We start from the raw sequence: 25293 nt of genomic DNA, 5'->3' as shown, positions 1-25293 counted from the left end.
GGATCCTGAGGTTGCCGGCCAGCGGCCGGCACTACCGCCCACCGCGCCCTGCGCGGCACGTACAACAGCGGGAGCACCCCATGTCCCTGGCCGAATTCGCCCTCATTGACCGCATCCGCGCCCGCACCCTCGAGCGCGACGACATCCTGCTCGGCATCGGCGACGACGCTGCGCTGCTGCAGCCGCGTGCCAATGAGCAACTGGTGGTCACTGCCGACACGCTCAACAGCGGCGTGCATTTCCCGGTGGAAACCCCGGCCTTCGATATCGGCTGGAAGACCCTGGCGGTCAACCTGTCGGACCTGGCCGCGATGGGCGCGCGCCCGGCGTGGTGCACGCTGGCGTTGTCGCTGCCGGAAGCCTCCGAAGACTGGATCGATGCGTTCGCCGATGGCTTCTTTGCCCTGGCCGATCAGCACGACATTGCGTTGATCGGCGGTGACACCACGCGCGGTCCGTTGTCGCTGTCGGTGACCGCGATGGGCCAGGTGGGACGTGGCCAGGCGCTGCGTCGCGACCGCGCGCAGGTGGGCGATGACATCTGGGTGAGCGGCACGCTCGGCGATGCCGCCGGTGCGCTGCGCCTGTGGCAGCAAGCTGCGCTGAGCATCGCCACCGCCACGCTGCTGGCCGACTACGAAAGCCTGCGCCTGCGCCTGCTGCGGCCGACGCCGCGTGTGACCCTGGGCCTGCGCCTGCGTGCGTTCGCGCACGCGGCGGTGGATGTGTCCGATGGCCTGCTGGCCGATCTGGGTCACATCACCACGCGCAGCAACGTGGCCGCACATGTCGATGCCGATTCGTTGCCGATCTCGCACGCGCTGCGCGAGCTGCTCGGCCGCGATGGCGCGCGCGACTGCGCACTGCGCGGTGGCGACGACTACGAACTGTGCTTCACCGCCGCCGCTGACCAGCGCGACGCGCTGCACTACCTGGCCGAATCGCTGGACGTGCCGCTCACCCGCATCGGTCGCATTGCCGAAGGGCAGGGCGTGCATGTGGATGGCGAAGCCGCCGACGGCGGATACCAGCACTTCGTCTGATTGATGACGCCGGGCATGGCCCGGCGCTGCCACGCGACTGAAACCGCCGGGCATGACCGGGTGCTGCCGTATCGGTGCGCGGTTGCTGGATGACATCGACGCTGCAGAGCCGAGCCTACGCTCGGCTCACGCGCGAAGCGCGGCTTTCATCGCGATGTGCCCCATGGCAGCCGAGCATGGGCTCGGCTCTGCAAATGTCGCTAAGCTGCCTGCAACTGCACATCCAGTACTCAGTCAGCCTGCGGCTGCCTGCCGCGACGCTGCTGCAGGCAGGACTCACACGTGACCGTTGCCAGCGACCGCGCATCGTTGACCGCGGCCAGGGCCTGCTCCAGGATCGGCGCGAGGTCATGTGGCAGGCGCGCAGCGGCTTCGCCAAGAGTGGTGATGACATGGGGATAGAGAGGCTTGTACATCTCGGCATCCTTGTTCGCAGGGCGTGGGCGCTGTTGCTTCGACCCAACCCATTCGGCGGTTGCCAACGGCTCACAGAGATGCCGATGGTGCTGTCACTGCAGGCTCGCTGGACCAGGCAGCTGGCGCTCACGACGGGCGTGGGTCAGAGCTGTGTGGTGCTGTTGGCGATATGGTCCTGGCAAAGGAGCAGTTTTCCCATGCAACAAGTTGCAAAGCACACTGGACACCGGATGGAGCTTCAGTTGACGGCTGGCAGCGTGAAGGTCCGTAGCGGGTACAGTGCGACGCCTCCAGCTGGGGAGGGCTCCTGCGGGTCGTCGTCAACACATTGGCAGTGGCACTACACCGGCGGCAGCACCTTGCCGGGGTTGAGGATGCCGTCCGGGTCCAGCGCGGCCTTGATCGCTCGCATCGTCGCCAGCGTTTCTGCGGTGAAGGCCTTCGCCATGAAATCTCGCTTGGCCAGGCCAATGCCGTGTTCTCCCGACAGCGTGCCGCCCAACGCCAGCGTCAGCTCGAAGATCTTTGGCAGCGCGGCATGCGCGCGCGCGTTCTCGTCGGCATCATCCGGGTGGTAGAGGATGTTGACGTGCAGGTTGCCGTTGCCGGCATGGCCGAAGGTGACGATGGTCAACGTGTACTCGCGTGCCAGCGCCTGTACCCCGGCGACCAGATCCGGAATGCGCGACACCGGTACCACCACGTCTTCGTTGATCTTGCCCGGCGCGACGCTGCGCAGTGCGGGCGACAACGCTTTGCGTGCGGCCCACAGCTGATCGCGTGCACGACCTTCCATCGCCACATCCAGTTCGATCATGCCGTCGCCCTCTGCGGCGCTGGCCAGCGCCTGCAGCAGGTAGGGCAGGGTGTCGTGGTCACCATCGGCTTCGACCAGCAGCATCGCACCAGCCTCCGGCACGTCGGCACCATTCAGCCGCAGCAGCTCCAGGCTGCGTGCGTCCATGAACTCCAGGCGGGTGGGTACCACCGGCTGCGACATCAACCGCGACACGGCGGCCGCAGCAGCATCGGCATCGCGGTACAGCACACGCAGGCCGGCCTGGCTGACTGGCAACGGGGTCAGTTTGAGCGTGGCTTCTACGATCAGTGCCAGCGTGCCTTCGCTGCCCACCAGCAGATGCGTGAGGTCATAGCCGGTGGCGTCCTTGGTGTAGGCACCGCCGCAGCGGATCACGTCGCCGGTGCCGGTAACGGCAACCAGGCCCAGCACGTTGTCGCGGCTGGTGCCGTACTTCACCGCGCGCGGGCCGCCGGCATTGCAGGCCAGGTTGCCGCCGATGCTGCAGATCTCGGCGCTGGATGGATCCGGCGCCCAGAACAGGCCATGCGGGGCCAGCGCCTGCTGCAGGGCGCCGTTGTGCACGCCCGGTTGCACCACCGCGCAACGGTCACCGGCGCGGATCTCGACGATGCGGTCCATGCGGGTGAACGACAGCACGATACTGCCGGGCAGCGGCACCGCCGCGCCGGTGGTGCCGGTACCAGCGCCACGTGCGACCAGGGCCACGCCATGCGCACGGCAGGCCCGCACCAAAGCCTGCACCTGTTCGATGTCGGCTGGCAGCGCCACCGCCGCCGGGCGCTGGTGACGCCATGAGTTGTCCTGCGCGTTCGCCTCCAGCGCGCCGTCATCCATGCGCCAGCCCTCCGCGCCCAGCAGGGCGGACAGTTCGGCAACCAGTGCAGCAGGCAGGGCAGGACTCATGACGGATCTCGTGGGGCAACGGGAGCGGGTTGGATCAGTTTCCAGGCAACAACGGCGCCGGCTAGTGGCAGCCACACCCAGCGCAGTTCCGACATTACGGTGGCGAGGCCACGCGCGCTGAAGAACTGTGGCGCGAAGGGTGAAACGCGGATGGGTCGCCACGGCGCGAAGAAGCGCTGCTCACTCCATGGCCAGGCCAGGGCGACACCGAGGCCGCCGGAGGTCATCGCATCCAGCAACGGATGGCTGGCGGCGCAGACGAAGACGAACACCGCCGCTTGTAGGGTCGATGCTACCGTTGGCCCTGCCTTGGTGGGTGCCAACCTTGGTTGGCACGAAACCGCCGACCAAGGTCGGCGACTACCTAAGCTGCGTGGTGCCGACCAAGGTCGGCTGCTACCAGAGCGTGCCATTGCCTCTTCGGTAGGTGCAAACCTTGGTTGGCACAGAAGCGCCGACCAAGGTCGGCGGCTACCGGAGCTGTGTGGCGCCGACCAAGGTTGGCGGCTACCAAAGAACGCCAACACCGCGGCCAATGCCGCCAGCACGCCGGCAAACAGCAACGAATGGCTGGCACCGCGATGTCCGAACGCATCGGCGTAGGGAATATGCAGTGCAAAGGCCAGCACGTCGGCATCGGGCAGCATCGCAGCGATCACACCGGCCGCCAGCAGGCGCGGTGGGATGCGGCCACGGTCAGCGGCGCACCAGAGCGCCAACGGCACAGCGGCATGGGTGATGATCGACGGCATCAGTCACGCACCGTGGTCGTGCCGGCCAGGCTGCGCTCTGGTAGGTGCCAACCTTGGTTGGCACCGAGGCGCCGACCACGGTCGGCCTCTACCAGAGCGGACGGTAACCATCAGCAGTCATCCAGTCGGAACGCATCACGCAGCCACCGCAGCTGCGGCGGTTCACCACTGGCTTCAACCACATCAAAACGGCAGGGTGCATTGGCCAGCGCCGGGTTGTCCTGCAGGTACAGCTGTGCGGCATGCGCCAGTCGTCGGCATTTGCGCACATCCACCGAGGCAGCGCCGCCACCGAAATCGGAGCGCGCGCGATAGCGCACTTCCACGAACACCACGGTGCCGGCGTCATCCATCACCAGGTCCAGTTCACCGCCGCGATAGCGCACGTTGCGCGCACGTCGCTGCAGTCCGGCCTGTTGCAGATGCAGCTCGGCGGCGGCTTCCACCGCCGAGCCACGTTGGCTGCGCTCAGCGACCACCGACGATCGGCATCGGCCGGCCGCCATTGAAGGTGGACCATGCCGGCTGGCGCAGGATGTTGCCGTTGCTGTCCAGGAACAGCGTGCCGGTGGCACCGTCCAGGCCGCCCTCGTTGGACAGCTTGTCCAGATAGGCGGTGATCTTCCAGGCATCGGCACCGAAAGCGAACAGGCGGCCAGCGGCGCCGCGAGCGCTGGGCAGCGCGCTGGCCACCTGGCTGGCCGACGGCAGGCCGGACACGCTGCGCACATTCCAGGCTTCGTTCGGGTACACGATGCCGTCCAGCGCCACGTCTTCTTCCACCTTGCCGCTGCCGACGGTCAGCTGCGAGGTGCCGACGCGGGTCGCGCCACCGGCACCGGCCAACGCCAGCTGCGGCGCCAGCAACCGGGCCTGCGGGGCGCGCACGGCGAGGAACACGGCATCGACCTGACCGGCATTGCGCACCTGCGCGCCGACATCGCCGACGGCTTCGCTGACATTGACCGTGGCCACCACCTGGCCGCCGCGCTGTGCGAAGCGCTGGGCAAAGGCGGCGGCGGAACGGCGGCCGGTGTCGTCGTTGCTGCTGATCACCAGCGCGCGGTTGCGCTCGCGGCCACGCAGGTACTCGGCGGCGACGATGCCGTCGTCTTCCGGTGCCAGCGAGAAACCAGCGCTGCCGGCCGGCGGTGCATCCTTGCCGCGGTTCAGGGCCAGCACCGGTACCTGCAGCTGCTGGCGGCCGTACACGGCGTCCACTTCGTCGCGGCCCAGCGGGCCGACCACGAAGTCGGCACCGGAGGCGACGGCCTTGTCGTAGGCGGCGAGGGCACCAGCCGGGGTGCCAGCGGTGTCGAAGAAATTGATGTCCGGGCGGCGACGGCTTTCACCGTAGTAGGCGCTCAACAGGCCGTCGCGCACCGGCTGCGCGGCGGTGGCCAGGCGGCCGCTGAGCGGCAGCAGCACGGCCAGCTTGGCCGGCGGTCGGTAGCCGTCGCTCATCGCCGGCGGACGCTTGCTGGTATCAAACTGGGCCGCGCCATCGCGGTCGAACGGGCGCGGCAGCGGCAGGCCGCGCGCGATCAGCGCACGGCCGGCGAAGTTGTACAGAGGATCGTTGGCCGGCAGGGCAGCGGCACGGCTGCGCAAAGTGGCGTCGTCGAGGGTACCGAGCAGGCCGGAGATGGCGGCCTGGTTCTCGCTGCGCGCACTGCCGGTCAGGCTGGCATGGGCGCGTGCACGTTCGGTGGCGGCGCCGAAGGCATCGCCGGTGCCCTGCAGCGCGTTGGCGCGGGCCAGATACCAGCGCGTACGCAGCGCCGGCAGCACGTTGTCGCCGTGGTCCTTCAGCAGGGCCAGGGCCTGCGCCGGCTGCTTGTCGGCCAGTGCCAGCTCGGCGCCGGTCAGCTGGTAGCGCTGCAGGCTGGCGCCGGACAGCTGGCGGGCGGTGAGCTGGCCCAGCAGGCTGCGCGCGCGCGCACTGTCACCGGCCAGGTGCCAGGCCCAGGCCGCGTCGGCCAGCGCGTTGCTGCGAGCGCCGCCGCGCAGGGTGGCGGCCAGGGCTTCCAGCTGCAGCGCGGCGTCGCGTGGCTTGCCCTGTTCGATCAGCGCCAGCGCCTGGCTCTGGGCCGGCGAATCGGGCGTGCTGGTCAGGCTGGTGGTGGCACAACCGGCCAGCAGCATCAGCGACAACGACAGGGCGGAGATCCGTGCGGCGGGCTTGTTCATGATCGGGTCCATGCGATGAGGGCAGCGGCCTTGGCCGGGTACACGCTACGATTCTACCCTTGCCCCGTGAGTACCGCTGAAATGAGTGTGCCAACCCTGTACGTCGTCGCCACCCCGATCGGCAACCTGGCCGATCTGAGCCCGCGCGCGCAGGAGGTGCTGCGGTCGGTGGCGGCCATCTGTGCTGAAGACACCCGCCGCAGTGGCCAGCTGCTGTCCCATTTCGGCATCCAGCAGCCGTTGGTGGCCCTGCACGAACACAATGAAGAGGCCCTGGCCCAGCGCCTGGTCTCGCGCCTGCAGGCCGGTGAATCGCTGGCGCTGGTCAGTGATGCCGGCACCCCGCTGGTCAGTGACCCCGGTTTCCGCCTGGTGCGTGCTGCGCGCGCGGCGGGCATCAAGGTCAGCCCGATTCCCGGCGCCTGTGCCGCCATCGCTGCGCTGAGCGTGGCCGGCCTGCCCAGCGACCGTTTCAGTTTCGAGGGTTTCCTGCCGGCCAAGGCCAGTGGCCGCCGCGACCGCCTGCAGGCGCTGGCCGGTGAAGTACGCACCATGGTGTTCTACGAATCCTCGCACCGCATCGCCGAATCGCTGGCCGACATGGCGGCGATCTTCGGCGGTGAGCGCCCGGCGGTGTTGGCCCGCGAGCTGACCAAGCTGTTCGAGACCGTGCTTGATGGTGACCTGGCCGGCCTGCTGGCGAAGGTGGAAGCTGACGAGAACCAGCGCAAGGGCGAGTTCGTGGTGATGGTGCAGGGTGCTGGCGACGATGAGGAAGCGCAGCTGGCGCATGGCCGCCGTGTCTACGCCAAATTGAGCGAGCATCTGCCGCCGTCGACCGCCGCCAAGCTGGCTGCCGAGCTGACCGGCGCACCGCGCAAGGCGTTGTACGGGAGTTGATGGATCGTGCGGACCAAGGTCCGCACCCACCAGAGCGGAATCCGCACCCACCAGAGCCGCGCGGGTTTCGCCGGCCCTGTCCAGTGAATCGGTAGATCCACGCCATGCGTGGATGGCTGAACCTGACGCCGCGATCAGCACGGCAGGAAGGGCGTGCGTAGGCTAGAATGTGCACTGGCGGAGCCGGCCAGACAGTCGCGTCATCCCTTCGGGGGTGCCGAGGAAAGTCCGGGCTCCATAGGGCAAGGTGCCAGGTAACGCCTGGGCGGCGCAAGCCGACGGAAAGTGCAACAGAAAGATACCGCCTACGTCTTCTTCGGAAGGCCGGTAAGGGTGAAATGGTGCGGTAAGAGCGCACCGCGAGTCTGGCAACAGACCGGCACGGCAAACCCCACCTGGAGCAAGACCAAATAGGGATCCTTTGGCGCGGCCCGCGTTGGATCCGGGTAGGTTGCTTGAGCGTTGCGGTGACGTAACGCCTAGAGGAATGACTGTCCACGACAGAACCCGGCTTATCGGCCGGCTCCGCCTCTTTCTTCCATATGCGTGAACCGCGCATCGGTAGTGCCGGCCGCTGGCCGGCAGCTTCACGATGCCTGCAGGGCGGACAGAGTGCCGGCCAGCGGCCGGCACTACCTCGACGTCGCGCGTTCGTCAGCCCGGCGTACGGTACTGTCCTGCGGAAATGAACTGCGAGAAGCGCTCGCACCACACCACGACCGTGGTGTAGTCGTCCACGTTGACGTCATCGGGTACATCGACCAGGAAACGGTTGAAGGTCTTCACCTCGCCGATACGCCGGGCCTGCGCCTTGATCTTCAGGAAGTCCGCCTTGTTGTCGACGAAATCGCGGACCAGGTAGACCTTGTAGTCCGGGCCGGGTCCCATCTTCCCGTCGAAGGCCACCTGGCGTGCGCTGACGCTGACCTTGCCTTCCGCCCAGTGCACCGCGTCGCTGCCCTTGAGGTCGCGGCGGAACGTGGTGTGGTGGGTGGCGTCGTTCATGGCGGCCTGCACCTGTGCCGCCGGCGGATCATCAGGAGCGATCAGGATCGGCAGGAAGTACACGCCCAGGCCGAAGCCTAGGCCGAGGGTGAGCAGATGGGTGGCGAGCAGGATGAGGGTGCGGCGCATGGGGCCTCCATGTGGATGTGGATCGCGCGGCATGGTGCCGGGCATGACCACCTTGGGAGGTTGCGGGCGGCATTTATAGACACAGTGCCAAGCGCAAAAAGGGCACAGTGGGGTGGCTGCGGCAACGCAGGCCCTGTGGCGCGGGCGGAAAGGCGCTGCGTCGGGAAGCTGAAGGACGTTGGCAGCCTTGGATCGCAGTGACGGGTAGTGCCGGCCGCTGGCCGGCAACGGCGTGGCCTGCCCGAAGATCCGGAGGTTGCCGGCCAGCGGCCGGCACGACCCGGTCAGAAAATGACGTGACTCTGTCCGTTGGCTGCGCCCTGTGGGCCAAAGCGTCGCTCGTGGATCTGGCCGTGGCCGTCGGCGTCGATCAGCAGCACGGTGCTGGCGCGGGTGCCGTAGTCGTCGCCGCGGATGAAGGCGGGGCTCAGCCAGCGCTCGCGTTCCAGGCCGATGCCAGTGTCGGGCAGGTCGCTGTCGGCGGGGCGATGCTCGTCGGCCAGGGCGGCCCAGAGCGGGGTCAGGTCCGGGGTCAGATCCTTTTCGCTTTGCGAAAGGGATCTGACCCGGTCTTCCTGCAGCCAGGCTTCAAGGGCCGCCATCAGCCGCCGGGTCTTCGGCCAGGGCGCGTCCAGCGCACCGTTGGACATGCCATGCACGCCCGGGCCCAGACTCTGCCGCTCGGCGGGGTGGTTGCCCAGGAACTCCAGGCTGTGGCCGTCGGCCAGCAACAGGTTGAACGGCGCGTAGGCGCCGGCCACGGTTGCCAGTCGGTCGATATGCACGGCGGCCGGGTCGCGGCCGCGCAGGAAGTCGGCCACCAGCGCGCCCCGTGAAGGACCGGTCTGGGAGGCCAGCGGATCACGCACATTGGTGACCACCGCCATCCGGCCTGCGGCACCGACGCCCGCCCAGCCGCCGCCGGAGCGCAGGTCGCGCCCCCCGATGACGGAGGTCTCATCTTGCCAGGGGGCCAGCGCCGCCGTCGGGCGGGCGTGGAACTCATCACGGTTGCCGGTCATCACCAGCCGCCAGCGCGGGTGGTGCATCCAGCCAAGAGCGAGCAGGCACATGGCCTCATTGTGCACGGTTTGCGCAGTCTGGCGCCGCTTCCAGCCCGTTTTGGATGAATGCGCGGCCGATGTTTCACGCGCTGTCCACAGCCCTGAACTTCCGTTCAATCTCAAAAATTGAGACGGATCAGCAACTTGTGGATAAGCCTTGAGCAATTCTCTAAAGGTTGTTGCAAGCCATTGATGTGGCTGGCGATTTCCCCGCTGAAAAGTTGTTGACAACCCTTCGGCCGCTGCTAAGGTGGGCATCAGAGGGAAATCCGGGTGTTTTGTGGGTTTTCGTGGTTCAATGTTTCACCGGGCGAAGGATAGGTGCACGCGTCGTGTTCCAGGGCGAGACGGCCATCACAGTTGACGATAAAGGGCGCATGGCGGTTCCCACCGCTTACCGCGACCTCGTCGCGCGCGCCAGCAACAACCGTCTCGTGCTGACCTACAACCCGTTCGAAGCCGGCTGCCTGTGGCTGTATGCAGAGTCGGAATGGGAGCGGGTCCGCGACGACGTGATGTCCAAGCCCAACACCCAGCGCGTCGTGCGCCTGTTGCAGCAGAAGCTGGTCGGCTCGGCCGCCCATCTTGAGCTGGACGGCAACGGTCGCATCAGCATCCCCGCCAGCCACCGCGGTGCGGTGGGCATTGAGAAGAAGGCGGTATTGCTCGGTATGGGCGACAAGTTCGAATTGTGGAGCGAGCAGGCGCATCGGGCCCTGATCCAGCAGACATTGTCTGACGAGGATCTGGGTGATGGGTTGCTCGACCTGAAGTTGTGAGCCGGGGTGCCCGGATGCGCCCAGAAGCGCAGGCCGGTCACCTTCCGGTGTCGCAGTCGCCGGCGGTGCACCTGCCGGTCCTGTACACCCAGGTCCTTGAAGGCCTGAGGGTGATCGAAAACGGACGTTATCTGGATGGCACGTTCGGTCGTGGCGGTCATGCACGTGGCGTGCTCACCCAGCTCGGTCCCGAGGGGCGCCTGCTGGTCATGGACAAGGATCCGGAAGCCATCGCCGTAGCCGAGCGCGATTTCGCGCCGGACCCGCGCGTGTCCATCTTCCGTGGCAGCTTCGCCCAGCTGCTGCAGTGGGATGCGACGGCTGAAGGCCTGGACGGCGTCCTGTTCGACCTGGGCGTGTCGTCGCCGCAGCTGGACGTGGCCGAGCGTGGCTTCAGCTTCGGCAAGGACGGCCCGCTGGACATGCGCATGGACCCGGACAACGGTGAAAGCGCCGCACAATGGATCAACCGCGTTGAAGAACGCGAGATTGCCGACGTGCTGTGGACCTACGGCGAAGAGCGCCAGAGCCGCCGTATCGCCCGTGCCATCGTGGCCCGCCGCGAGAAGCAGCCGTTCTCCCGCACCGCCGAACTGGCTGAGCTGATCGCCTCGGTGATGCCGCGCGGCAAGGACAAGATCCACCCGGCCACGCGGAGCTTCCAGGCCATCCGCATCCACATCAACCGCGAGCTGGCCGATCTGGAAGCCGGGCTCGATGCGGCCGTGGAACGGCTCAAGCCCGGCGGCCGCCTGGCGATCATCAGCTTCCACTCGCTGGAAGATCGAATCGTCAAGCAGTACATGAACCGCCTGGCCAAGGCGCCGCCGGCCAACCGCCGCCTGCCCGAGGCGGAGGTGTTCGTGCCGACCCTGGATCTGATCGGTGGCGCCATCAAGGCTACCGACGAAGAACTGGCGGCCAACCCGCGTGCCCGCAGCGCCGTGCTGCGCGTGGCCCAGAAGCGGGAGGCTGATGCATGAGCCGGCTGCTGCTGATCATCCTGTTGGCCTCGACCGTGGCCTCGGCGATCGGCGTCGTGTTCGTGCGTCACCGTCACCGGCAGACGTTCATCGAGCTGTCGCGCGCTGAGCGCAAGCGCGATGACATCAATCTGGAATTCGGCCGCCTGCAGCTGGAGCAGGCCACCCTGGCCGAAGCCAACCGTGTCGATCGCATCGCCCGCGAGAAGCTCGGCATGAAGTTCCCCGAGGCCGCCGACATCGTGGTGGTGCGCCCATGAGCAAGACCGGCCGCAACCGCCCGCGCAACGCCTTCAACCTGCGCCAGCGCCTGCGTTGGGTTGCCCTGGCGCTCGGCCTGTGCTCGGTGTCGCTGGTGGGCCGTGCGGCCTACGTGCAGATCATCAACAGCGACTTCTACCAGCGCCAGGGCGAGGCCCGCTACCTGCGCGAGCTGCCGATCAAGACCTCGCGCGGCATGATCACCGACCGCAACGGCGAGCCGCTGGCGGTGTCGACCCCGGTCGCTTCGATCTGGGTCAACCCGCAGGACCTGCTGCGTTCGCCTGAGCGCATCCCTGAGCTGGCCCAGGCGGTCGGCATGTCGGTGGATGAACTGAGCAGCCGCCTGTCGCAGAAGTCGGACAAGGAATTCATGTACCTGCGCCGCCGGATCAATCCGGACGAGGCAGAGAAGGTGGTCGCGCTGAAGATTCCGGGCGTGGCCGCGCAGCGCGAGTTCCGCCGCTTCTACCCGCAGGGTGAGGCGATGGCGCACGTGCTGGGCTTCACCAACATCGACGACCGCGGCCAGGAAGGCCTGGAGCTGGCGTTCGACGAATGGTTGCGTGGCAAGGCCGGCGCCAAGCGGGTGATCCGCAACCGCAAGGGCGAGACCGTCGAAAGCGATCTGCTGCGCGCCGCCGAACCGGGCAAGGACCTGACCCTCAGCATCGACCGCCGCATCCAGTACCTGGCGTTCAAGGAACTGCGCAACGCGCTGGTGGCCAACAAGGCGGCCGGCGGTTCGATGGTGATCATGGACGTGACCACCGGCGAGATCCTGGCCATGGTCAACCTGCCGACCTACAACCCGAATTCGCTGACCGGCGCGCTGCCCGATGCGCGCCGTAACCGCGCGGTGACCGACCTGGTCGAGCCGGGTTCGACGATGAAGCCGCTGACCATCGCCACCGCATTGCAGGCCGGTGCGGTGACCAAGGACACCGTCATCGACACCAATCCGGGCTACATGCAGGTGGCGCGCTTCACCATCCGCGACGTGCCGCGCAACAACGGCGTGTTGAACGTGACTGGTGTGATCACCCGCAGTTCCAACATCGGCGCGGCCAAGGTCGCGGCGAAGATGCCGGACCAGGTGTTCTATGACGGCGTGCGCCGCTTCGGCTATGGCTCGGTGCCGCACAGCGGCTTCCCGGGTGAATCCGGCGGCGTCGTGCGGCGCCCGGCCAACTGGGACGGTGCCACCAAAACCACCATGTCCTACGGCTACGGCCTGAATGTGACCCCGCTGCAGATCGCCACCGCCTATTCGGCGCTGGCCAATGGCGGCAAATTGATCGCGCCGACCTTTGTCAAAGGCCAGCGCAACGAAGCGCATCAGATCATCGATGAGAGCGTCGCCAGGCAGGTGGTGGCGATGATGGAAACGGTTGTTACCCAAGGCGGCGCCAAGCAGGCGGCGGTGCTGGGTTACCGCGTGGCCGGCAAGACCGGTACCGCGCGCAAGACCGGCCCGGGTGGTTACGAGCGTGGCCATTACAACGCGCTGTTCGCCGGCGTGGTGCCGGCCACCAATCCGCGCTTCGCGACCGTCATCGTCATCAACGACCCGCAGGCCGGCAAGTTCTACGGCGGCCTGGTGTCGGCGCCGGTCTACCACAACGTGATGGAAGGCACCCTGCGCCTGATGGACGTGCCGCTGGACGACCTGCAGTCGTGGCTGGCCGCACAGCAGTCCGGCAAGGTCGGTCACTCGGCCTCGATCCTGCCCGCGCCGCCGGCCGAGGCCGCGCTGCCGGTGGATGCCGCCGCTGAATTCGACGCTGCGCTGCCCAGCGCGCAAGCCCAGACGCCGCCCGCTACGGGAGGCACGCAATGAGTCCTTCGATGTTGCTTTCGCAGTTGCTTCCGGATGTGGCCCTGGCGGGCCACGATCCCGTTCTGACCGGCCTGGTGCTGGACAGCCGCGCCGTGCGCCCCGGCAATGCCTTCGTCGCCATCGCCGGTTTCGGCGCGCATGGCCTGGGCTTTGTCGAGCAGGCCCGTGCGGCCGGCGCTGGCGCCATCCTGTTCGAACCGCCGGCACCGGTCGAACTGCCGGCACCGGACGATGCGATCGCTGTGCCGGGCCTGCGCGCGCGCATGGGTGCGATGGCCGACCAGTTCCATGGCGCGCCGTCGCGGGCGATGGCGATGGTGGGCGTGACCGGCACCAACGGCAAGACCTCCACCGTGCAGCTGCTGGCCCAGGCCTGGCACCTGCTCGGAACGCCCAGTGGCAGTATCGGCACGTTGGGCGCCGGACTTTATGGTTCGGTTGAGCCGACCGGTTTCACTACGCCGCTGGTGCTGCAGATGCATGCGCTGCTGGCGCAGCTGCGTGATGCCGGTGCGCGCGCGGTGGCGATGGAAGTCAGCTCGCACGCGCTGGACCAGGGCCGCGTGGATGCGGTGCACTACGACGTGGCGGTGTTTACCAATCTCACCCGCGACCATCTGGACTACCACGGCGACATGGCCAGCTACGGCGCGGCCAAGGCACGGCTGTTCCATCGCCCGGGACTGAAGGCCGCGGTGATCAATCTTGACGACGCGTTCGGTCGCCAGCTGTTCGCCGGCCTCCCGGCGGGCGTGCAACCGATCGGCCTGAGCTCGCGCGGTGCCACCGATGCCAGCGTGCGCGCCGAGGCGCTGCAGCTGGACGGCCGTGGCATTGCCTTCGAACTGGTCATCGACGGCCAGCGCGCGGCGGTGCAGTCGCCGCTGCTGGGCCGCTTCAACGTGGACAACCTGCTGGCCGTGGCCGGCACCCTGCACGCGCAGGGTCAGCCGCTGCCGCGCATTGCCGAGGTGTTGTCGGCGCTGCAGCCGATCCGTGGCCGCATGAACCGCCTGGGCGGCGAAGACGGCCTGCCGACCGTGGTGGTCGATTACGCGCATACCCCGGACGCACTGGAACAGGCGCTGGACAGCCTGCACGGCCACCTGCAGGGCACGCTGTTCTGCGTGTTCGGCTGCGGTGGCGAGCGTGATACCGGCAAGCGCCCGCAGATGGCCGCGATCGCCGAGCGCTTGGCCAACCAGGTCATCGTCACCGACGACAATCCGCGTGGCGAAGATGGCGACGTGATCGTAGCCGACATCCTGGCCGGCTTCACCGATGCCTCCGCCGTGACCGTGCAGCGCAGCCGCGCGCGTGCGATCGGCCTGGCGGTGAAGCGTGCCGGTGCCGGCGACATCATCCTGATCGCTGGCAAGGGCCACGAGCCGTACCAGGAAGTGAATGGCGTGCGCCATGACTTCGACGACACCGAAGTGGCCGCCGCTGCGTTGGCCGCCAAGGCCGGTGTGCTCAGCGCGCAGGCCGGGGAGGGCATCGCATGAAGCGCACTCTGCTTTCGCTGATCGCACACTGGGCCGGCGGCGAGATCCACGGCGACGACGTGGCCATCGATGCGGTCAGCAATGACACCCGCAGCCTCGGCCCGGGCAGCCTGTATGTGGCGCTGCGCGGTGAGCGTTTCGATGGCCATGACTTTGCCGCCGACGCGCAGGCGCGCGGTGCCAGCGCGCTGCTGGTCGAGCGCCTGCTGCCGATCGAACTGCCGCAGGTGCTGGTGGCCGACAGCGAACTGGCGCTGGCGAAGATCGCCACCGGCATGCAGCGTGACCGTGATACCGAGGTGTTCGCGATCACCGGCAGCAACGGCAAGACCAGCGTGAAGAGCCTGCTGCTGTCGATCCTGCAGCAGGTGGCCCGTCATGCGCACAAGGTGGTCTACGCCAACCCGGGCAACCGCAACAACGAGATCGGCCTGCCGCTGGCAGTGATCGATGCCCCGGAAGATGCCGACTACGCTGTCTACGAGATGGGCGCGGGCAAGCCGGGTGACATCGCCTACCTGACCGATATCGCCCGCCCGCGCTATGCGCTGGTCAACAACATCGCCCCGGCGCACCTGGAACGAATGGGCAGCCTGCTCGGCGTGGCAGTGACCAAGGGCGCGATCTATGCCGCGCTGCCGGCCGATGGCGTGGCCGTGATCAACGTCGACGATGCCTACGGCCGCTGGTTCGAACAGCACTTCGTCGGCACCCCGCCGCGCTGCCGCGTACTGCGCTATGGCTTGGAGCACACCGCGGACATCACCGCGCGCGACATCCGCGCCGGCGCGCAGGGCAGCCAGTTCACCCTGGTCGCACCGGGCGGCGAAGCCCGCGTGGTGCTGGGCCTGCCGGGTCGCCACAACGTCAGCAATGCGCTGGCCGCTGCCAGCCTGGCGCTGGCCGCCGGTGTCGATCTGGCGCTGATCGCGGCCGGCCTGGCCGAAGCACAGCCGGTACCGGGCCGCCAGATCGCCCATCAGCTGCGCAACGGCGCGGTGCTGGTGGACGACAGCTACAACGCCAACCCCGGTTCGCTGGCCGCGGCCATCGACGCCCTTGCCGCCGCACCGGAAGATGGTTGGCTGGTGCTGGGCGACATGCGCGAGCTGGGTCCGGACGCCGAAGCGCTGCACGCGCAGGCAGGGCTCCGCGCGCGCGCTGCTGGCCTGAAGCGCCTGTATGCGCTGGGCCCGCTCAGCGCCGCTGCCGCCACCGCCTTCGGTGAAGGCGGCCGTCATTTCGCCACCCATGACGCGCTGTCGCAGGCGCTGAAGGACGAGCTGCACGCCGGCGTGCGCTGCCTGGTCAAGGGTTCCCGTGGCAGCGCCATGGACACGATTGTCAAAGCGCTGCTGGCGCAAGGAGAGGAATCCCCGCATGTTGTATGAACTGGCTCGATGGTTGCAGCAGTTGGAGAGCCTGTTCGGGCTGTTCAACTACCAGACGTTCCGCGCCATCCTTGCCGCGTTGACGGCCCTGTTCCTGTCGCTGTGGCTCGGCCCGGCGATGATCCGCAAGCTTGCCCAGTTCAAGGGCGGCCAGCCGATCCGCAAGGACGGTCCGCAGACCCATTTCTCCAAGGCCGGTACGCCGACCATGGGCGGTTCGCTGATCCTGCTCACCATCACCCTGTCGGTGCTGATGTGGGCCGACCTGCGCAACCGCTACGTGTGGCTGGTGCTGGCGGTGATGCTGTGCTTCGGCGCCATCGGCTGGTATGACGACTGGATCAAGATCGTCCGCCGCGACCCGAACGGCCTGAAGTCGCGCTGGAAGTACCTGCTGCAGTCGATCTTCGGCCTGGCCGCGGGCCTGTTCCTGTTCTACACGGCCGACGTGCCGGCAGCACTGACCTTCTACATCCCGATGTTCAAGTCGATCGCGCTGCCGCTGGCCGGCATCGGATTCGTGGCCATCGCCTACTTCTGGATCGTCGGCTTCTCCAACGCGGTGAACCTGACCGACGGCCTGGACGGCCTGGCGATCATGCCGACCGTGCTGGTGGCCTGCGCACTGGGCGTGTTCGCCTACGCCTCGGGCAACGTGGTGTTCGCCAACTACCTGCAGATCCCGCAGATCCCGGGCGCCGGCGAGCTGGTCATCATCTGCGCGGCCATCGCCGGTGCGGGCCTGGGGTTCCTGTGGTTCAACACCTATCCGGCCATGGTGTTCATGGGCGACATCGGCGCGCTGGCGCTGGGTGCGGTGCTGGGTACGATCGCAGTGATCACCCGCCAGGAGCTGGTGCTGGTGATCATGGGCGGCGTGTTCGTCATCGAAACGCTGTCGGTGATGATCCAGGTCGCCTCGTTCAAGCTGACCGGCAAGCGCGTGTTCCGCATGGCGCCGATCCACCACCACTTCGAACTGAAGGGCTGGCCGGAGCCGCGCGTGATCGTGCGCTTCTGGATCATCTCGGTCGTGCTCGTGCTGATCGGCCTGGCCACGTTGAAGGTGCGCTGAGATGAACGACCTGTCCCGCCAGGCAACACGCCTTGAGGCCATCGAAGGCAGCTACGACAAGTGGCTGCTGGGCGCGATCATCGCGCTCACGGGCATCGGCGTGGTGATGGTGGCGTCCAGCTCGATCGCTCTGATGAGCAGCCCGTTCTACTACCTCAACCGCCACCTGATCTTCCTGGCGGTGGGTATCGTGCTGGCGGTCGTTGCCGCCCGCACTGAACTGAAGTCCATCGAGCAGTACAACCAGATGCTGCTGCTGGGCTGCTTCGTGCTGCTGTTGGCGGTGTTCGCACCGGGCCTGGGCAGCACGGTCAACGGCGCACGCCGCTGGATCAATCTGGGCATCTCCAAGTTCCAGACGGTGGAAGCGGTGAAGGTGCTCTATATCGTCTGGCTGTCCAGCTACCTGGTGCGCTTCCGCGACGAGGTCAACGCGACCTGGCCGGCGATGCTCAAGCCACTGGGCGTGGCCGGTGCGCTGGTGCTGTTGCTGCTGCTGCAGCCGGACTTCGGTTCCTCGACCCTGCTGCTGGCGATCACCGCCGGCATGCTGGTGCTGGGCGGTGTGAACATGCCGCGCATGTCGATGCCGGTGATCATCGGCCTGGTCGGCATGAGCGCGCTGGCGATCATCGAACCGTACCGCATGCGCCGCATCACCTCCTTCCTCGACCCGTGGGCCGACCAGCAGGGCGACGGCTACCAGCTGTCCAACGCGCTGATGGCCGTGGGCCGCGGCGAGTGGACCGGCGTTGGCCTGGGCAACTCGGTGCAGAAGCTGTACTACCTGCCGGAAGCACATACCGACTTCATCTTCTCGGTTACTGCCGAGGAATTCGGTTTCCTCGGCACCTGCGTGATCGTGGCCCTGTACGCGCTGCTGGTCGGCCGCACGTTCTGGCTGGGCATGCGCTGCGTGGAAATGAAGCGCCACTTCTCCGGTTACATCGCCTTCGGCATCGGCCTGTGGATCAGCATGCAGACCTTCGTCTCGATCGGCGTGAACCTGGGCATCCTGCCGACCAAGGGCCTGACCCTGCCGCTGATCTCCTCCGGCGGTTCGTCGGTGCTGATGACCTGTGTGGCGATGGGCCTGCTGCTGCGCGTCTCCTATGAACTCAAGCGCGCCGAGCGTCGCCAGGCCGTGCGCATCGGTGGTGGCGACGAGGCCGTGGCCGATGCACCCGTGGACGCGCCGGCCGCACCGGCTGCGGCCAGCGTGCCGATGAGCGCCGAGCCGACGGCTGCCGCTGCAGCGAACGCCGCACGCGGTACCAGCCGCCTGCAGTCGCGCATCGAACCGACCTTCGGGAGGCTGTCATGAGCGCAGCCACCGATAACGTGCGCCCGGTGATGATCCTGGCCGGTGGCACCGGCGGTCACATCTTCCCCGGCCTGGCCGTGGCCCGCGTGCTGCGCGCCCGCGGCGTACCGGTCACCTGGATGGGCGCCGATGGTGCGATGGAAACCCGCCTGGTGCCGCAGCACGACATTCCGATCGACACGCTGGCCATCACCGGCCTGCGCGGCAAAGGCAAGCTGGCCCTGCTGGGCGCGCCGTGGCGGCTGATGCGCGCGCTGCGTGCCGCCGGCATGATCATCCGCAAGCGCCAGCCGCGTGCGGTGGTCGCCTTCGGTGGTTTCGCGTCCGGCCCGGGGGGCATGGCCACACGCCTGCACGGCCTGCCGCTGCTGGTGCACGAACAGAATCGCGCTCCCGGCATGACCAACCGCATCCTGTCGCGCTATGCGCGCCGGCTGCTGACCGGTTTCCCGGGCACCTTCGCCAAGGGCGAGGAGTTCGTCGGTAACCCGGTGCGCGCCGAAATCGCCGCCATCGCACCACCGGAACAACGCTTCGCCGACCGTCATGGCCCGCTGCGCGTGCTGGTGGTGGGCGGCAGCCAGGGCGCGCGCGCACTCAACACCGGCATGCCGCAGGCGATCGCCGCACTGGGTACCGGGGTTCCGGTGCAGGTGCGCCACCAGAGCGGCGAGAAGATGCATGCCGAAGCGGTCGAGGCGTATGCCAAGGCCGGCGTGCAGGCAGAAATCACGCCGTTCATCGCCGACATGGCCGAGGCCTTTGCCTGGGCCGATCTGGTGGTGTGCCGTGCGGGCGCTTCGACGCTGGCCGAGCTGTGTGCGGTGGGTGTCGGCAGCGTGCTGGTGCCTTTCCCCGCTGCCGTCGACGATCACCAGACCCGCAATGCAGAGTACCTGGTCGAGCGCGGCGCGGCGGTTTTGCTGAAGCAGGACGGAACGCTGGCCGACGGCATTGCCGCACTGCTGCGCGATCTGTCCGAAAATCCCGCCCGCCGCATGCAGATGGCGCAAGCCGCGCGTGCCCTGGCCAAGGTCGATGCCGCCGAGCGCATCGCCGATATCATTCTTGAGGAAGCTGTATGAAGAAGGCATGCCACCGCGCCTGCCCTGCGCGAGGCCGCGCATGATCCGTCGCCTGCACGACACCAACGACCTGGTGCGCGCGTTCCCGCGCGTGCATTTCGTCGGCATCGGCGGCACCGGCATGAGCGGTATCGCCGAAGTGATGCTGACGCTGGGCTATGAGGTGTCCGGCTCGGACAACGCCGACAACGTGGCGACCCGTCGCCTGGCCAGCCTGGGTGCGCGCATCATGCGCGGCCACTCCGCAGCCAACGTGCTGGGCACCGACTGCGTGGTGGTCTCCAGTGCCATCCGCGAAGACAACCCGGAACTGATGGAAGCGCGCAGCCAGCGCATTCCGATCATGCCGCGTGCGGCGATGCTGGCCGAGCTGATGCGCTTCCGTCGCGGCATCGCCGTGGCCGGTACCCATGGCAAGACCACCACCACCAGTCTCACCGCGGCGGTGCTGAGCGAAGGCGGCCTGGACCCGACGTTCGTGATCGGTGGCCAGCTGCTGGCTGCCGGCGCCAACGCCAAGCTGGGCGGTGGACAGTGGCTGGTGGCCGAGGCCGACGAAAGCGATGGCAGCTTCCTGCGCCTGAACCCGCTGATGTCGATCATCACCAACATTGACGCCGATCACCTGGAGAACTACGGCAACGACTTTGCCCGCGTGCAGGCGGCGTTCGCCGAGTTCCTGCAGCGCCTGCCGTTCTACGGCCTGGCGGTGCTGTGCATCGACGATCCGGAAGTCGCGGCTCTGGCTGCCAAGACCCCGCGCCACGTGATGAGCTACGGCATGAGCCCGCAGGCCGACGTGCGCGCCGAGAACGTGGTGCAGGAAGGCTCGCGCATGCGCTTCACCCTGCGCCTGCCGCAGGGCACCAGCCAGGAAGTGGTGCTGGCGCTGCCGGGCAAGCACAACGTACTCAACGCGCTGGCCGCCGCTGCGGTGGGCTGGCAGCTGGGCGTGGCACCGGACGCGATCGCGCGCGCACTGGAAGGCTTCGCCGGTGTCGGCCGTCGCTTCAACGATCTGGGCGAAGTGACCACCGCCAGCGGCGCCAAGGTCCGCATCATCGACGACTACGGTCATCACCCGAGCGAGCTGGAAGCGGTGTTCGCCGCCGCCCGTGGTGGCTGGGCCGACAAGCGCCTGGTGGTGGCCTTCCAGCCGCACCGCTACAGCCGTACCCGCGACCAGTTCGACAAGTTCGCCGCGGTGCTGTCCAGCGTCGATGCACTGGTGCTGAGCGAGGTCTACCCGGCCGGCGAGGAACCGATTGCTGGTGCCGATTCGCATGCGTTGGCCCGCGCCATCCGTGCGCGTGGCCGCAGCGAGCCGGTGGTGGTGGGCAAGGCCGCCGAGCTGGCCAGCGTGCTGCCGGACGTGCTGCAGGACGGTGACCTGCTGCTGATGATGGGTGCCGGCGACATCGGTGCCGTGGCCACCCATATCGCGGTGGAAGGCTTCAAGGGGGAGGGCGAGGCGTGAGCGCGCTGACCTTCCGGCCGCTGCGCGTGACCGACCCGGCCGTGTTCGGCCGCGTCGCCGTGCTGCTCGGCGGCAGCTCCAGCGAACGCGAGGTGTCGCTGGACTCCGGCCGCAACGTACTGGAAGCGCTGCAGTCGCGCGGCGTCGATGCGTTCGCGGTGGATGGCATTCCGGCGCTGGCCAAGGCGCTCGCCGCCGGTGGCATCGATCGCGTGTTCAACATCCTGCATGGCCACAACGGTGGCGGTGAGGACGGCATCGTGCAGGGCCTGATGGACGCCTTCGGCGTGCCGTACACCGGCTCGAACGTGCTGGGCTCGGCGCTGAGCATGGACAAGATCCGCACCAAGCAGGTGTGGCTGTCGCTGGGCCTGCCCACCCCGCAGTACCGGAAGGTGGACGCGACCACGGTGCATGCACTGGCAGCCGAACTGGGCCTGCCGGTAGTGGTGAAGCCGGCCAATGAAGGCTCCAGTGTGGGTATCAGCCGGGTCACCGACGATGCCGGCCTCGATGAAGCCGTGGCGCTGGCCGCGCGCTACGACGGCCAGCTGCTGATGGAACAGATGGTGGTGGGCGACGAGCTGACCGTGGCCATCCTCGGCGATGTCGCACTGCCGTCGATCCGCATCGTGCCCAAGGGCCAGTGGTACGACTACAACGCCAAGTACATCGCCGAGGACACCCAGTACCTGTGCCCAGGCCTGGACGGTGACGACGAAGAGGAAATCCGCCGCATCGCGCTCGCCGCGTTCCGTGCCGCTGGCTGCCGTGGCTGGGGCCGTGTGGACGTGATGCGCGATCGCAGCAGCGGCCGCTTCTTCCTGCTGGAAGTGAATACCGCGCCGGGCATGACCAGCCATTCGCTGGTGCCCAAGGCCGCAGGCCAGGCCGGCATCAGCTTCGAAGAGCTGGTGTGGCGCGTGCTGGAACAGACCCTGGAGGCCTCGCACGCATGAACGCGGTGCTGCGCATCTTCGTCTGGCTGTTGGCGCTGTCGGTGGTTGCACTGCCGGTGGTGGCCGTGGTCAATGGCTGGGTCGGCGCCGAGCGCTGGCCGCTGGCGAAGCTGCGCGTGCATGGTGAGTTCAAGCGGGTGCCGGCCGAGCAGTTGCAGCAGGTGCTGCTGCCGTACGCGCACGCGGGCTTCTTCGCGGTCAAGCTGCAGGACGCGCAGGACGCCCTGGAGCAGCTGCCGTGGGTGGAAAGCGCGCAGGTGCGCAAGCAGTGGCCGGACGTGCTGGAAGTGACCCTGGTCGAGCACAAGCCGTTCGCGCGCTGGGGCAACGACCGCCTGGTTTCCGAGCAGGGCAAGTTGTTCCCCACGCCGAAGAAGCTGGCCGATCTGGCGCTGCCCGAACTGGACGGCCCCGACAGCCAGACCGAAGAAGTGATGAAGCTGTACAGCGACTCGCGTGCATTGTTCGCACCGGCCGGCGTCGACGTGCGCCGGGTGACGATGGATGCGCGCGGCAGCTGGTCGCTGGTGCTGAGCAACGGTACCGAAGTGGTGGTCGGCCGCGACGACGCGCGCTCGCGCATGCAGCGCTTCGTCAAGGTGCTGCCGCAGCTCAACCGTCAGGACGCGCCGATCGAGCGCGCCGACCTCCGTTACACCAATGGTTTCACGCTGAGCTGGGGTACCCCGGCCACGCCGGCGAAAACGCCGGCGACCCCAGCCAGCAGGACGCAGGAAAGGACATGAATCGCAAGGGTGACAAATCGCTGATCGTTGGGCTGGACATCGGCACCTCCAAGGTGGTGGCGCTGGTGGGCGAGTACTCGCCGGGCAACCCGATCGAAGTGATCGGCATCGGCTCGCACGAGTCGCGCGGGCTCAAGCGTGGCGTGGTGGTGGACATCGAATCGACCGTGCAGTCGATCCAGCGCGCGGTGGAAGAAGCCGAGCTGATGGCCGGCTGCGAGATCCGCTCGGTGTATGCCTCGATTTCCGGCAACCACGTGCAGTGCAAGAACTCGCCGGGCATCGTGCCGATCCGCGACGGCGAAGTGACCTGGGGCGACCTGGATCGCGTGCTCGATGCGGCCAAGGCCGTGGCGATTCCGGCCGACCAGAAGATCCTGCACGCGATCCCGCGCGAGTACGTGCTGGACGATTCGCAGGAAGGCATCCGCAACCCGGTCGGCATGACCGGCGTGCGCTTGGAAGTGCATGCCCACCTGGTGGTGTGCGCGCAGTCGGCTGCGGCCAACATCAGCAAGTGCGTCCAGCGCTGCGGCCTGCAGGTGGACGACCTGGTGCTGTCCTCGCTGGCCTCCAGCGTGGCGGTGCTGACCGCTGACGAGCGCGAGCTGGGCGTGGTGCTGGTCGACATGGGCGCCGGCACCACCGATATCGCGGTGTTCGTGCAGGGCGCGATCTGCCACACGGCTTCGCTGCCGATCGCCGGCGACCACGTCACCAATGACATCGCGCACATGCTGCGCACGCCGACCCCGGAAGCCGAGCAGATCAAGGTGCGCTATGCCTGCGCCCTGGCCCAGCTGGCCACCGCCGAGGAAAGCATCCAGGTGCCGTCGGTGGGCGACCGCCCGCCGCGCCGCATGCCGCGCCATTCGCTGGCGCAGGCCGTGCAGGGCCGCTACGAGGAAATCTTCGAGATGGTGCAGGCCGAACTGCGCCGCTCCGGCTTCGAGGAACTGGTACGCGCCGGCATGGTGCTGACCGGTGGCGCTTCGAAGATGGAAGGCGTGGTCGAACTGGCCGAGGAAATGCTGCAGATGCCGGTGCGCGTGGGCATCCCGCAGCACGTCACCGGCCTGGGCGAAGTGGTGGGCAACCCGGTGCATGCCACCGGCGTGGGCCTGCTGCTGATGGGCAGCCAGATCGAGCACCCGCGGCGGCCGTCGCTGCCGACCGGGCGCGCCGGAAGCATGTTCAAGAAACTCAAGACCTGGTTCCGCGGCGAGTTCTGACGCGGAACCCGTAACACCGGGCATCGCCCGGGCGCAGCACCCGCAGTACCCGTAGCACAACGCAACACCGGCAACACACAACCCACACAGCCGCAACGTCGGCATGCAGCAGGACGGCAGGACGCCCGAATGCCCATGCCAGCCAAAGCGGATACAACGAGGACACGGACATGGCGCATTTTGAACTGATCGAAAAGATGGCACCCAATGCGGTGATCAAGGTGGTTGGCGTGGGCGGCGGCGGCGGCAATGCCGTGGCGCACATGGTCAACTCGGCGGTGGACGGCGTGGAATTCATCACCGCCAACACCGACTCGCAGGCCATCAAGAATTGCGGTGCCAAGCTGCAGCTGCAGCTGGGTACCAACGTGACCAAGGGCCTGGGCGCAGGCGCGAACCCGGAAGTCGGCCGTCAGGCCGCGCTGGAAGACCGTGAGCGCATCATGGACGCCCTGCAGGGTGCGGACATGGTGTTCATCACCGCCGGCATGGGCGGTGGTACCGGCACCGGCGCTGCGCCGGTGGTGGCACAGCTGGCCAAGGAAATGGGCATCCTGACCGTGGCCGTGGTCACCAAGCCGTTCCCGTTCGAAGGCCGTCGCCGCATGCAGGTGGCGCTGAAGGGCATCGAGGAACTGAGCCAGCACTGCGACTCGCTGATCACCATCCCGAACGAGAAGCTGATCACCGTGCTGGGTCGCAACGCGACCATGATCCAGGCCTTCCGTGCCGCCAACGACGTGCTGCAGGGCGCCGTGCAGGGCATCGCCGACCTGATCGTGCGTCCGGGCCTGATCAACGTCGACTTCGCCGACGTGCGCACCGTTATGTCCGAAATGGGCCTGGCGATGATGGGTACCGGCACCGCCCGTGGCGATGACCGCGCCCAGGCCGCGGCAGAAGCCGCGATCCAGAACCCGCTGCTGGACGATGTGAACCTGGCCGGTGCCAACGGCATCCTGGTCAACATCACCGCCGGCGCCGACTTCACCATGGCCGAGTTCGACGAGATCGGCCGCACCATCGATGGCTTCGCTTCCGAGGACGCCACCGTGGTGGTCGGTACCGTGCTGGATCCGGACATGCAGGACGAAGTGCGCGTGACCGTGGTCGCTACCGGCCTGAACCGCGTGTCGGCCAGCAAGACCCAGCGTCCGGGCGAGCGTGCGCCGATCAAGCTGGTCCGCAATGCCACCACCGGCCAGCCGGAATTCGGTGACTTCGACAACGGCGGCGACGCCGTGTCCAAGGCCGTGGGCGGCATGGGTCTGGGCCTGCGTCGCGCCAGCAGCGATACCGCGGCAGCCTCCGCTCCCTCGGCCCCGGCCGCTTCGGCCCCGGCGGCGGCGGAACTGCCGAACGATTACCTGGACATCCCGGCGTTCCTGCGCCGCCAGGCGGACTAAGCGG

At 67.8% G+C, this 25293-nt stretch carries 22 protein-coding genes, 1 other RNA gene and 1 pseudogene; 17 read left to right on the top strand and 7 right to left on the bottom strand.

Annotated features, from left to right (window positions below; genetic code table 11):
* Nucleotides 1-80 precede the first annotated feature (80 nt).
* A complete protein-coding gene (thiL, locus tag QRO95_RS05575; RefSeq protein ID WP_080355242.1) occupies nucleotides 81-1043 on the top strand; it encodes a thiamine-phosphate kinase in 963 nt (320 codons plus the stop codon).
* Between the two features lie 230 nt (nucleotides 1044-1273).
* Here thiL and QRO95_RS05570 read toward each other — a convergent pair whose 3' ends face one another.
* The 5 genes from QRO95_RS05570 to QRO95_RS05550 all read right to left on the bottom strand — a co-directional run bounded on the left by QRO95_RS05570 (nucleotide 1274) and on the right by QRO95_RS05550 (nucleotide 6128).
* A complete protein-coding gene (locus tag QRO95_RS05570; protein ID WP_032128040.1) occupies nucleotides 1274-1459 on the bottom strand; it encodes a hypothetical protein in 186 nt (61 codons plus the stop codon).
* A 341-nt stretch (nucleotides 1460-1800) separates the two neighbouring features.
* Complete coding sequence (locus QRO95_RS05565) at nucleotides 1801-3186, bottom strand: FAD-binding oxidoreductase (protein ID WP_285301875.1); 1386 nt, start codon at nucleotides 3184-3186, stop codon at nucleotides 1801-1803.
* Nucleotides 3183-3938 (bottom strand): metal-dependent hydrolase, encoded by a 756-nt coding sequence (locus QRO95_RS05560; protein ID WP_285301874.1) that lies wholly within the window; start codon nucleotides 3936-3938, stop codon nucleotides 3183-3185. Before QRO95_RS05560 ends, QRO95_RS05565 begins: the two co-directional genes overlap by 4 nt.
* Nucleotides 3939-4048: 110 nt before the next feature.
* Nucleotides 4049-4417 (bottom strand): YraN family protein, encoded by a 369-nt coding sequence (locus QRO95_RS05555; RefSeq protein ID WP_285301873.1) that lies wholly within the window; start codon nucleotides 4415-4417, stop codon nucleotides 4049-4051.
* Nucleotides 4407-6128: a penicillin-binding protein activator gene (locus QRO95_RS05550; RefSeq protein WP_285301872.1), complete on the bottom strand. Its 1722-nt coding sequence runs from the start codon at nucleotides 6126-6128 to the stop codon at nucleotides 4407-4409. The genes QRO95_RS05555 and QRO95_RS05550 overlap by 11 nt, the downstream gene beginning before the upstream one ends.
* 81 nt (nucleotides 6129-6209) lie before the next feature.
* Between QRO95_RS05550 and rsmI the strand changes: the two genes are divergently transcribed.
* Both rsmI and rnpB read left to right on the top strand, forming a co-directional pair.
* Nucleotides 6210-7028, top strand: coding sequence for a 16S rRNA (cytidine(1402)-2'-O)-methyltransferase (gene rsmI / locus QRO95_RS05545; protein ID WP_005412235.1), 819 nt, complete (start codon nucleotides 6210-6212; stop codon nucleotides 7026-7028).
* A 179-nt stretch (nucleotides 7029-7207) separates the two neighbouring features.
* Nucleotides 7208-7559, top strand: an RNA gene (gene rnpB / locus QRO95_RS05540) — RNase P RNA component class A.
* A gap of 123 nt (nucleotides 7560-7682) precedes the next feature.
* Here the strand turns inward: rnpB and QRO95_RS05535 are convergent.
* Together QRO95_RS05535 and QRO95_RS05530 are read right to left on the bottom strand one after the other, a co-directional pair.
* A complete protein-coding gene (locus tag QRO95_RS05535) occupies nucleotides 7683-8162 on the bottom strand; it encodes a DM13 domain-containing protein (RefSeq protein WP_049461627.1) in 480 nt (159 codons plus the stop codon).
* A gap of 284 nt (nucleotides 8163-8446) precedes the next feature.
* Nucleotides 8447-9235 (bottom strand): NRDE family protein, encoded by a 789-nt coding sequence (locus tag QRO95_RS05530; RefSeq protein WP_049425018.1) that lies wholly within the window; start codon nucleotides 9233-9235, stop codon nucleotides 8447-8449.
* 323 nt (nucleotides 9236-9558) lie between these two features.
* Between QRO95_RS05530 and mraZ the strand changes: the two genes are divergently transcribed.
* The 14 genes and pseudogenes from mraZ to ftsZ all read left to right on the top strand — a co-directional run bounded on the left by mraZ (nucleotide 9559) and on the right by ftsZ (nucleotide 25289).
* The gene (mraZ, locus tag QRO95_RS05525) at nucleotides 9559-10005 is read left to right on the top strand and encodes a division/cell wall cluster transcriptional repressor MraZ (RefSeq protein ID WP_004143635.1); all 447 of its coding nucleotides are present in this window, start codon (nucleotides 9559-9561) and stop codon (nucleotides 10003-10005) included.
* A 14-nt stretch (nucleotides 10006-10019) separates the two neighbouring features.
* Nucleotides 10020-10988, top strand: a complete 969-nt coding sequence (rsmH, locus tag QRO95_RS05520; protein ID WP_049425020.1) for a 16S rRNA (cytosine(1402)-N(4))-methyltransferase RsmH — start codon at nucleotides 10020-10022, stop codon at nucleotides 10986-10988.
* Nucleotides 10985-11248 carry a cell division protein FtsL gene (ftsL, locus tag QRO95_RS05515; protein ID WP_005412242.1) on the top strand — a complete coding sequence of 88 codons (264 nt, stop codon included), beginning with the start codon at nucleotides 10985-10987 and terminating at the stop codon, nucleotides 11246-11248. The genes rsmH and ftsL overlap by 4 nt, the downstream gene beginning before the upstream one ends.
* Nucleotides 11245-13089, top strand: a complete 1845-nt coding sequence (locus tag QRO95_RS05510) for a penicillin-binding protein 2 (RefSeq protein ID WP_049425022.1) — start codon at nucleotides 11245-11247, stop codon at nucleotides 13087-13089. Before ftsL ends, QRO95_RS05510 begins: the two co-directional genes overlap by 4 nt.
* Nucleotides 13086-14594: a UDP-N-acetylmuramoyl-L-alanyl-D-glutamate--2,6-diaminopimelate ligase gene (locus tag QRO95_RS05505; RefSeq protein ID WP_049425024.1), complete on the top strand. Its 1509-nt coding sequence runs from the start codon at nucleotides 13086-13088 to the stop codon at nucleotides 14592-14594. The genes QRO95_RS05510 and QRO95_RS05505 overlap by 4 nt, the downstream gene beginning before the upstream one ends.
* A complete protein-coding gene (gene murF, locus QRO95_RS05500; protein ID WP_285301871.1) occupies nucleotides 14591-15985 on the top strand; it encodes a UDP-N-acetylmuramoyl-tripeptide--D-alanyl-D-alanine ligase in 1395 nt (464 codons plus the stop codon). The genes QRO95_RS05505 and murF overlap by 4 nt, the downstream gene beginning before the upstream one ends.
* The gene (mraY, locus tag QRO95_RS05495; protein ID WP_010481929.1) at nucleotides 15975-17060 is read left to right on the top strand and encodes a phospho-N-acetylmuramoyl-pentapeptide-transferase; all 1086 of its coding nucleotides are present in this window, start codon (nucleotides 15975-15977) and stop codon (nucleotides 17058-17060) included. The genes murF and mraY overlap by 11 nt, the downstream gene beginning before the upstream one ends.
* Before the next feature lies 1 nt (nucleotide 17061).
* Complete coding sequence (gene ftsW, locus QRO95_RS05490) at nucleotides 17062-18384, top strand: putative lipid II flippase FtsW (RefSeq protein WP_049399807.1); 1323 nt, start codon at nucleotides 17062-17064, stop codon at nucleotides 18382-18384.
* Nucleotides 18381-19469: an undecaprenyldiphospho-muramoylpentapeptide beta-N-acetylglucosaminyltransferase gene (gene murG, locus QRO95_RS05485; protein ID WP_285301869.1), complete on the top strand. Its 1089-nt coding sequence runs from the start codon at nucleotides 18381-18383 to the stop codon at nucleotides 19467-19469. Before ftsW ends, murG begins: the two co-directional genes overlap by 4 nt.
* A gap of 40 nt (nucleotides 19470-19509) precedes the next feature.
* The gene (gene murC, locus QRO95_RS05480) at nucleotides 19510-20946 is read left to right on the top strand and encodes a UDP-N-acetylmuramate--L-alanine ligase (protein ID WP_012510048.1); all 1437 of its coding nucleotides are present in this window, start codon (nucleotides 19510-19512) and stop codon (nucleotides 20944-20946) included.
* Nucleotides 20943-21905 carry a D-alanine--D-alanine ligase gene (locus QRO95_RS05475; RefSeq protein WP_285301868.1) on the top strand — a complete coding sequence of 321 codons (963 nt, stop codon included), beginning with the start codon at nucleotides 20943-20945 and terminating at the stop codon, nucleotides 21903-21905. Before murC ends, QRO95_RS05475 begins: the two co-directional genes overlap by 4 nt.
* Nucleotides 21902-22579: pseudogene (locus QRO95_RS05470) on the top strand (cell division protein FtsQ/DivIB); the annotation flags it as partial. The gene QRO95_RS05475 and the pseudogene QRO95_RS05470, both read left to right, overlap by 4 nt.
* A 68-nt stretch (nucleotides 22580-22647) precedes the next feature.
* Nucleotides 22648-23883, top strand: a complete 1236-nt coding sequence (gene ftsA / locus QRO95_RS05465; protein ID WP_005408083.1) for a cell division protein FtsA — start codon at nucleotides 22648-22650, stop codon at nucleotides 23881-23883.
* Between the two features lie 170 nt (nucleotides 23884-24053).
* On the top strand, nucleotides 24054-25289 hold the full coding sequence (gene ftsZ / locus QRO95_RS05460) for a cell division protein FtsZ (RefSeq protein WP_043397963.1): 1236 nt from the start codon (nucleotides 24054-24056) through the stop codon (nucleotides 25287-25289).
* The last annotated feature ends 4 nt before the right edge of the window (nucleotides 25290-25293 follow it).

The sequence above is a fragment of the Stenotrophomonas maltophilia group sp. Smal13 genome, assembly GCF_030236855.1.
Classification (GTDB): domain Bacteria; phylum Pseudomonadota; class Gammaproteobacteria; order Xanthomonadales; family Xanthomonadaceae; genus Stenotrophomonas; species Stenotrophomonas maltophilia_A.
This window is presented reverse-complemented; position numbering and strand designations above follow the sequence as displayed.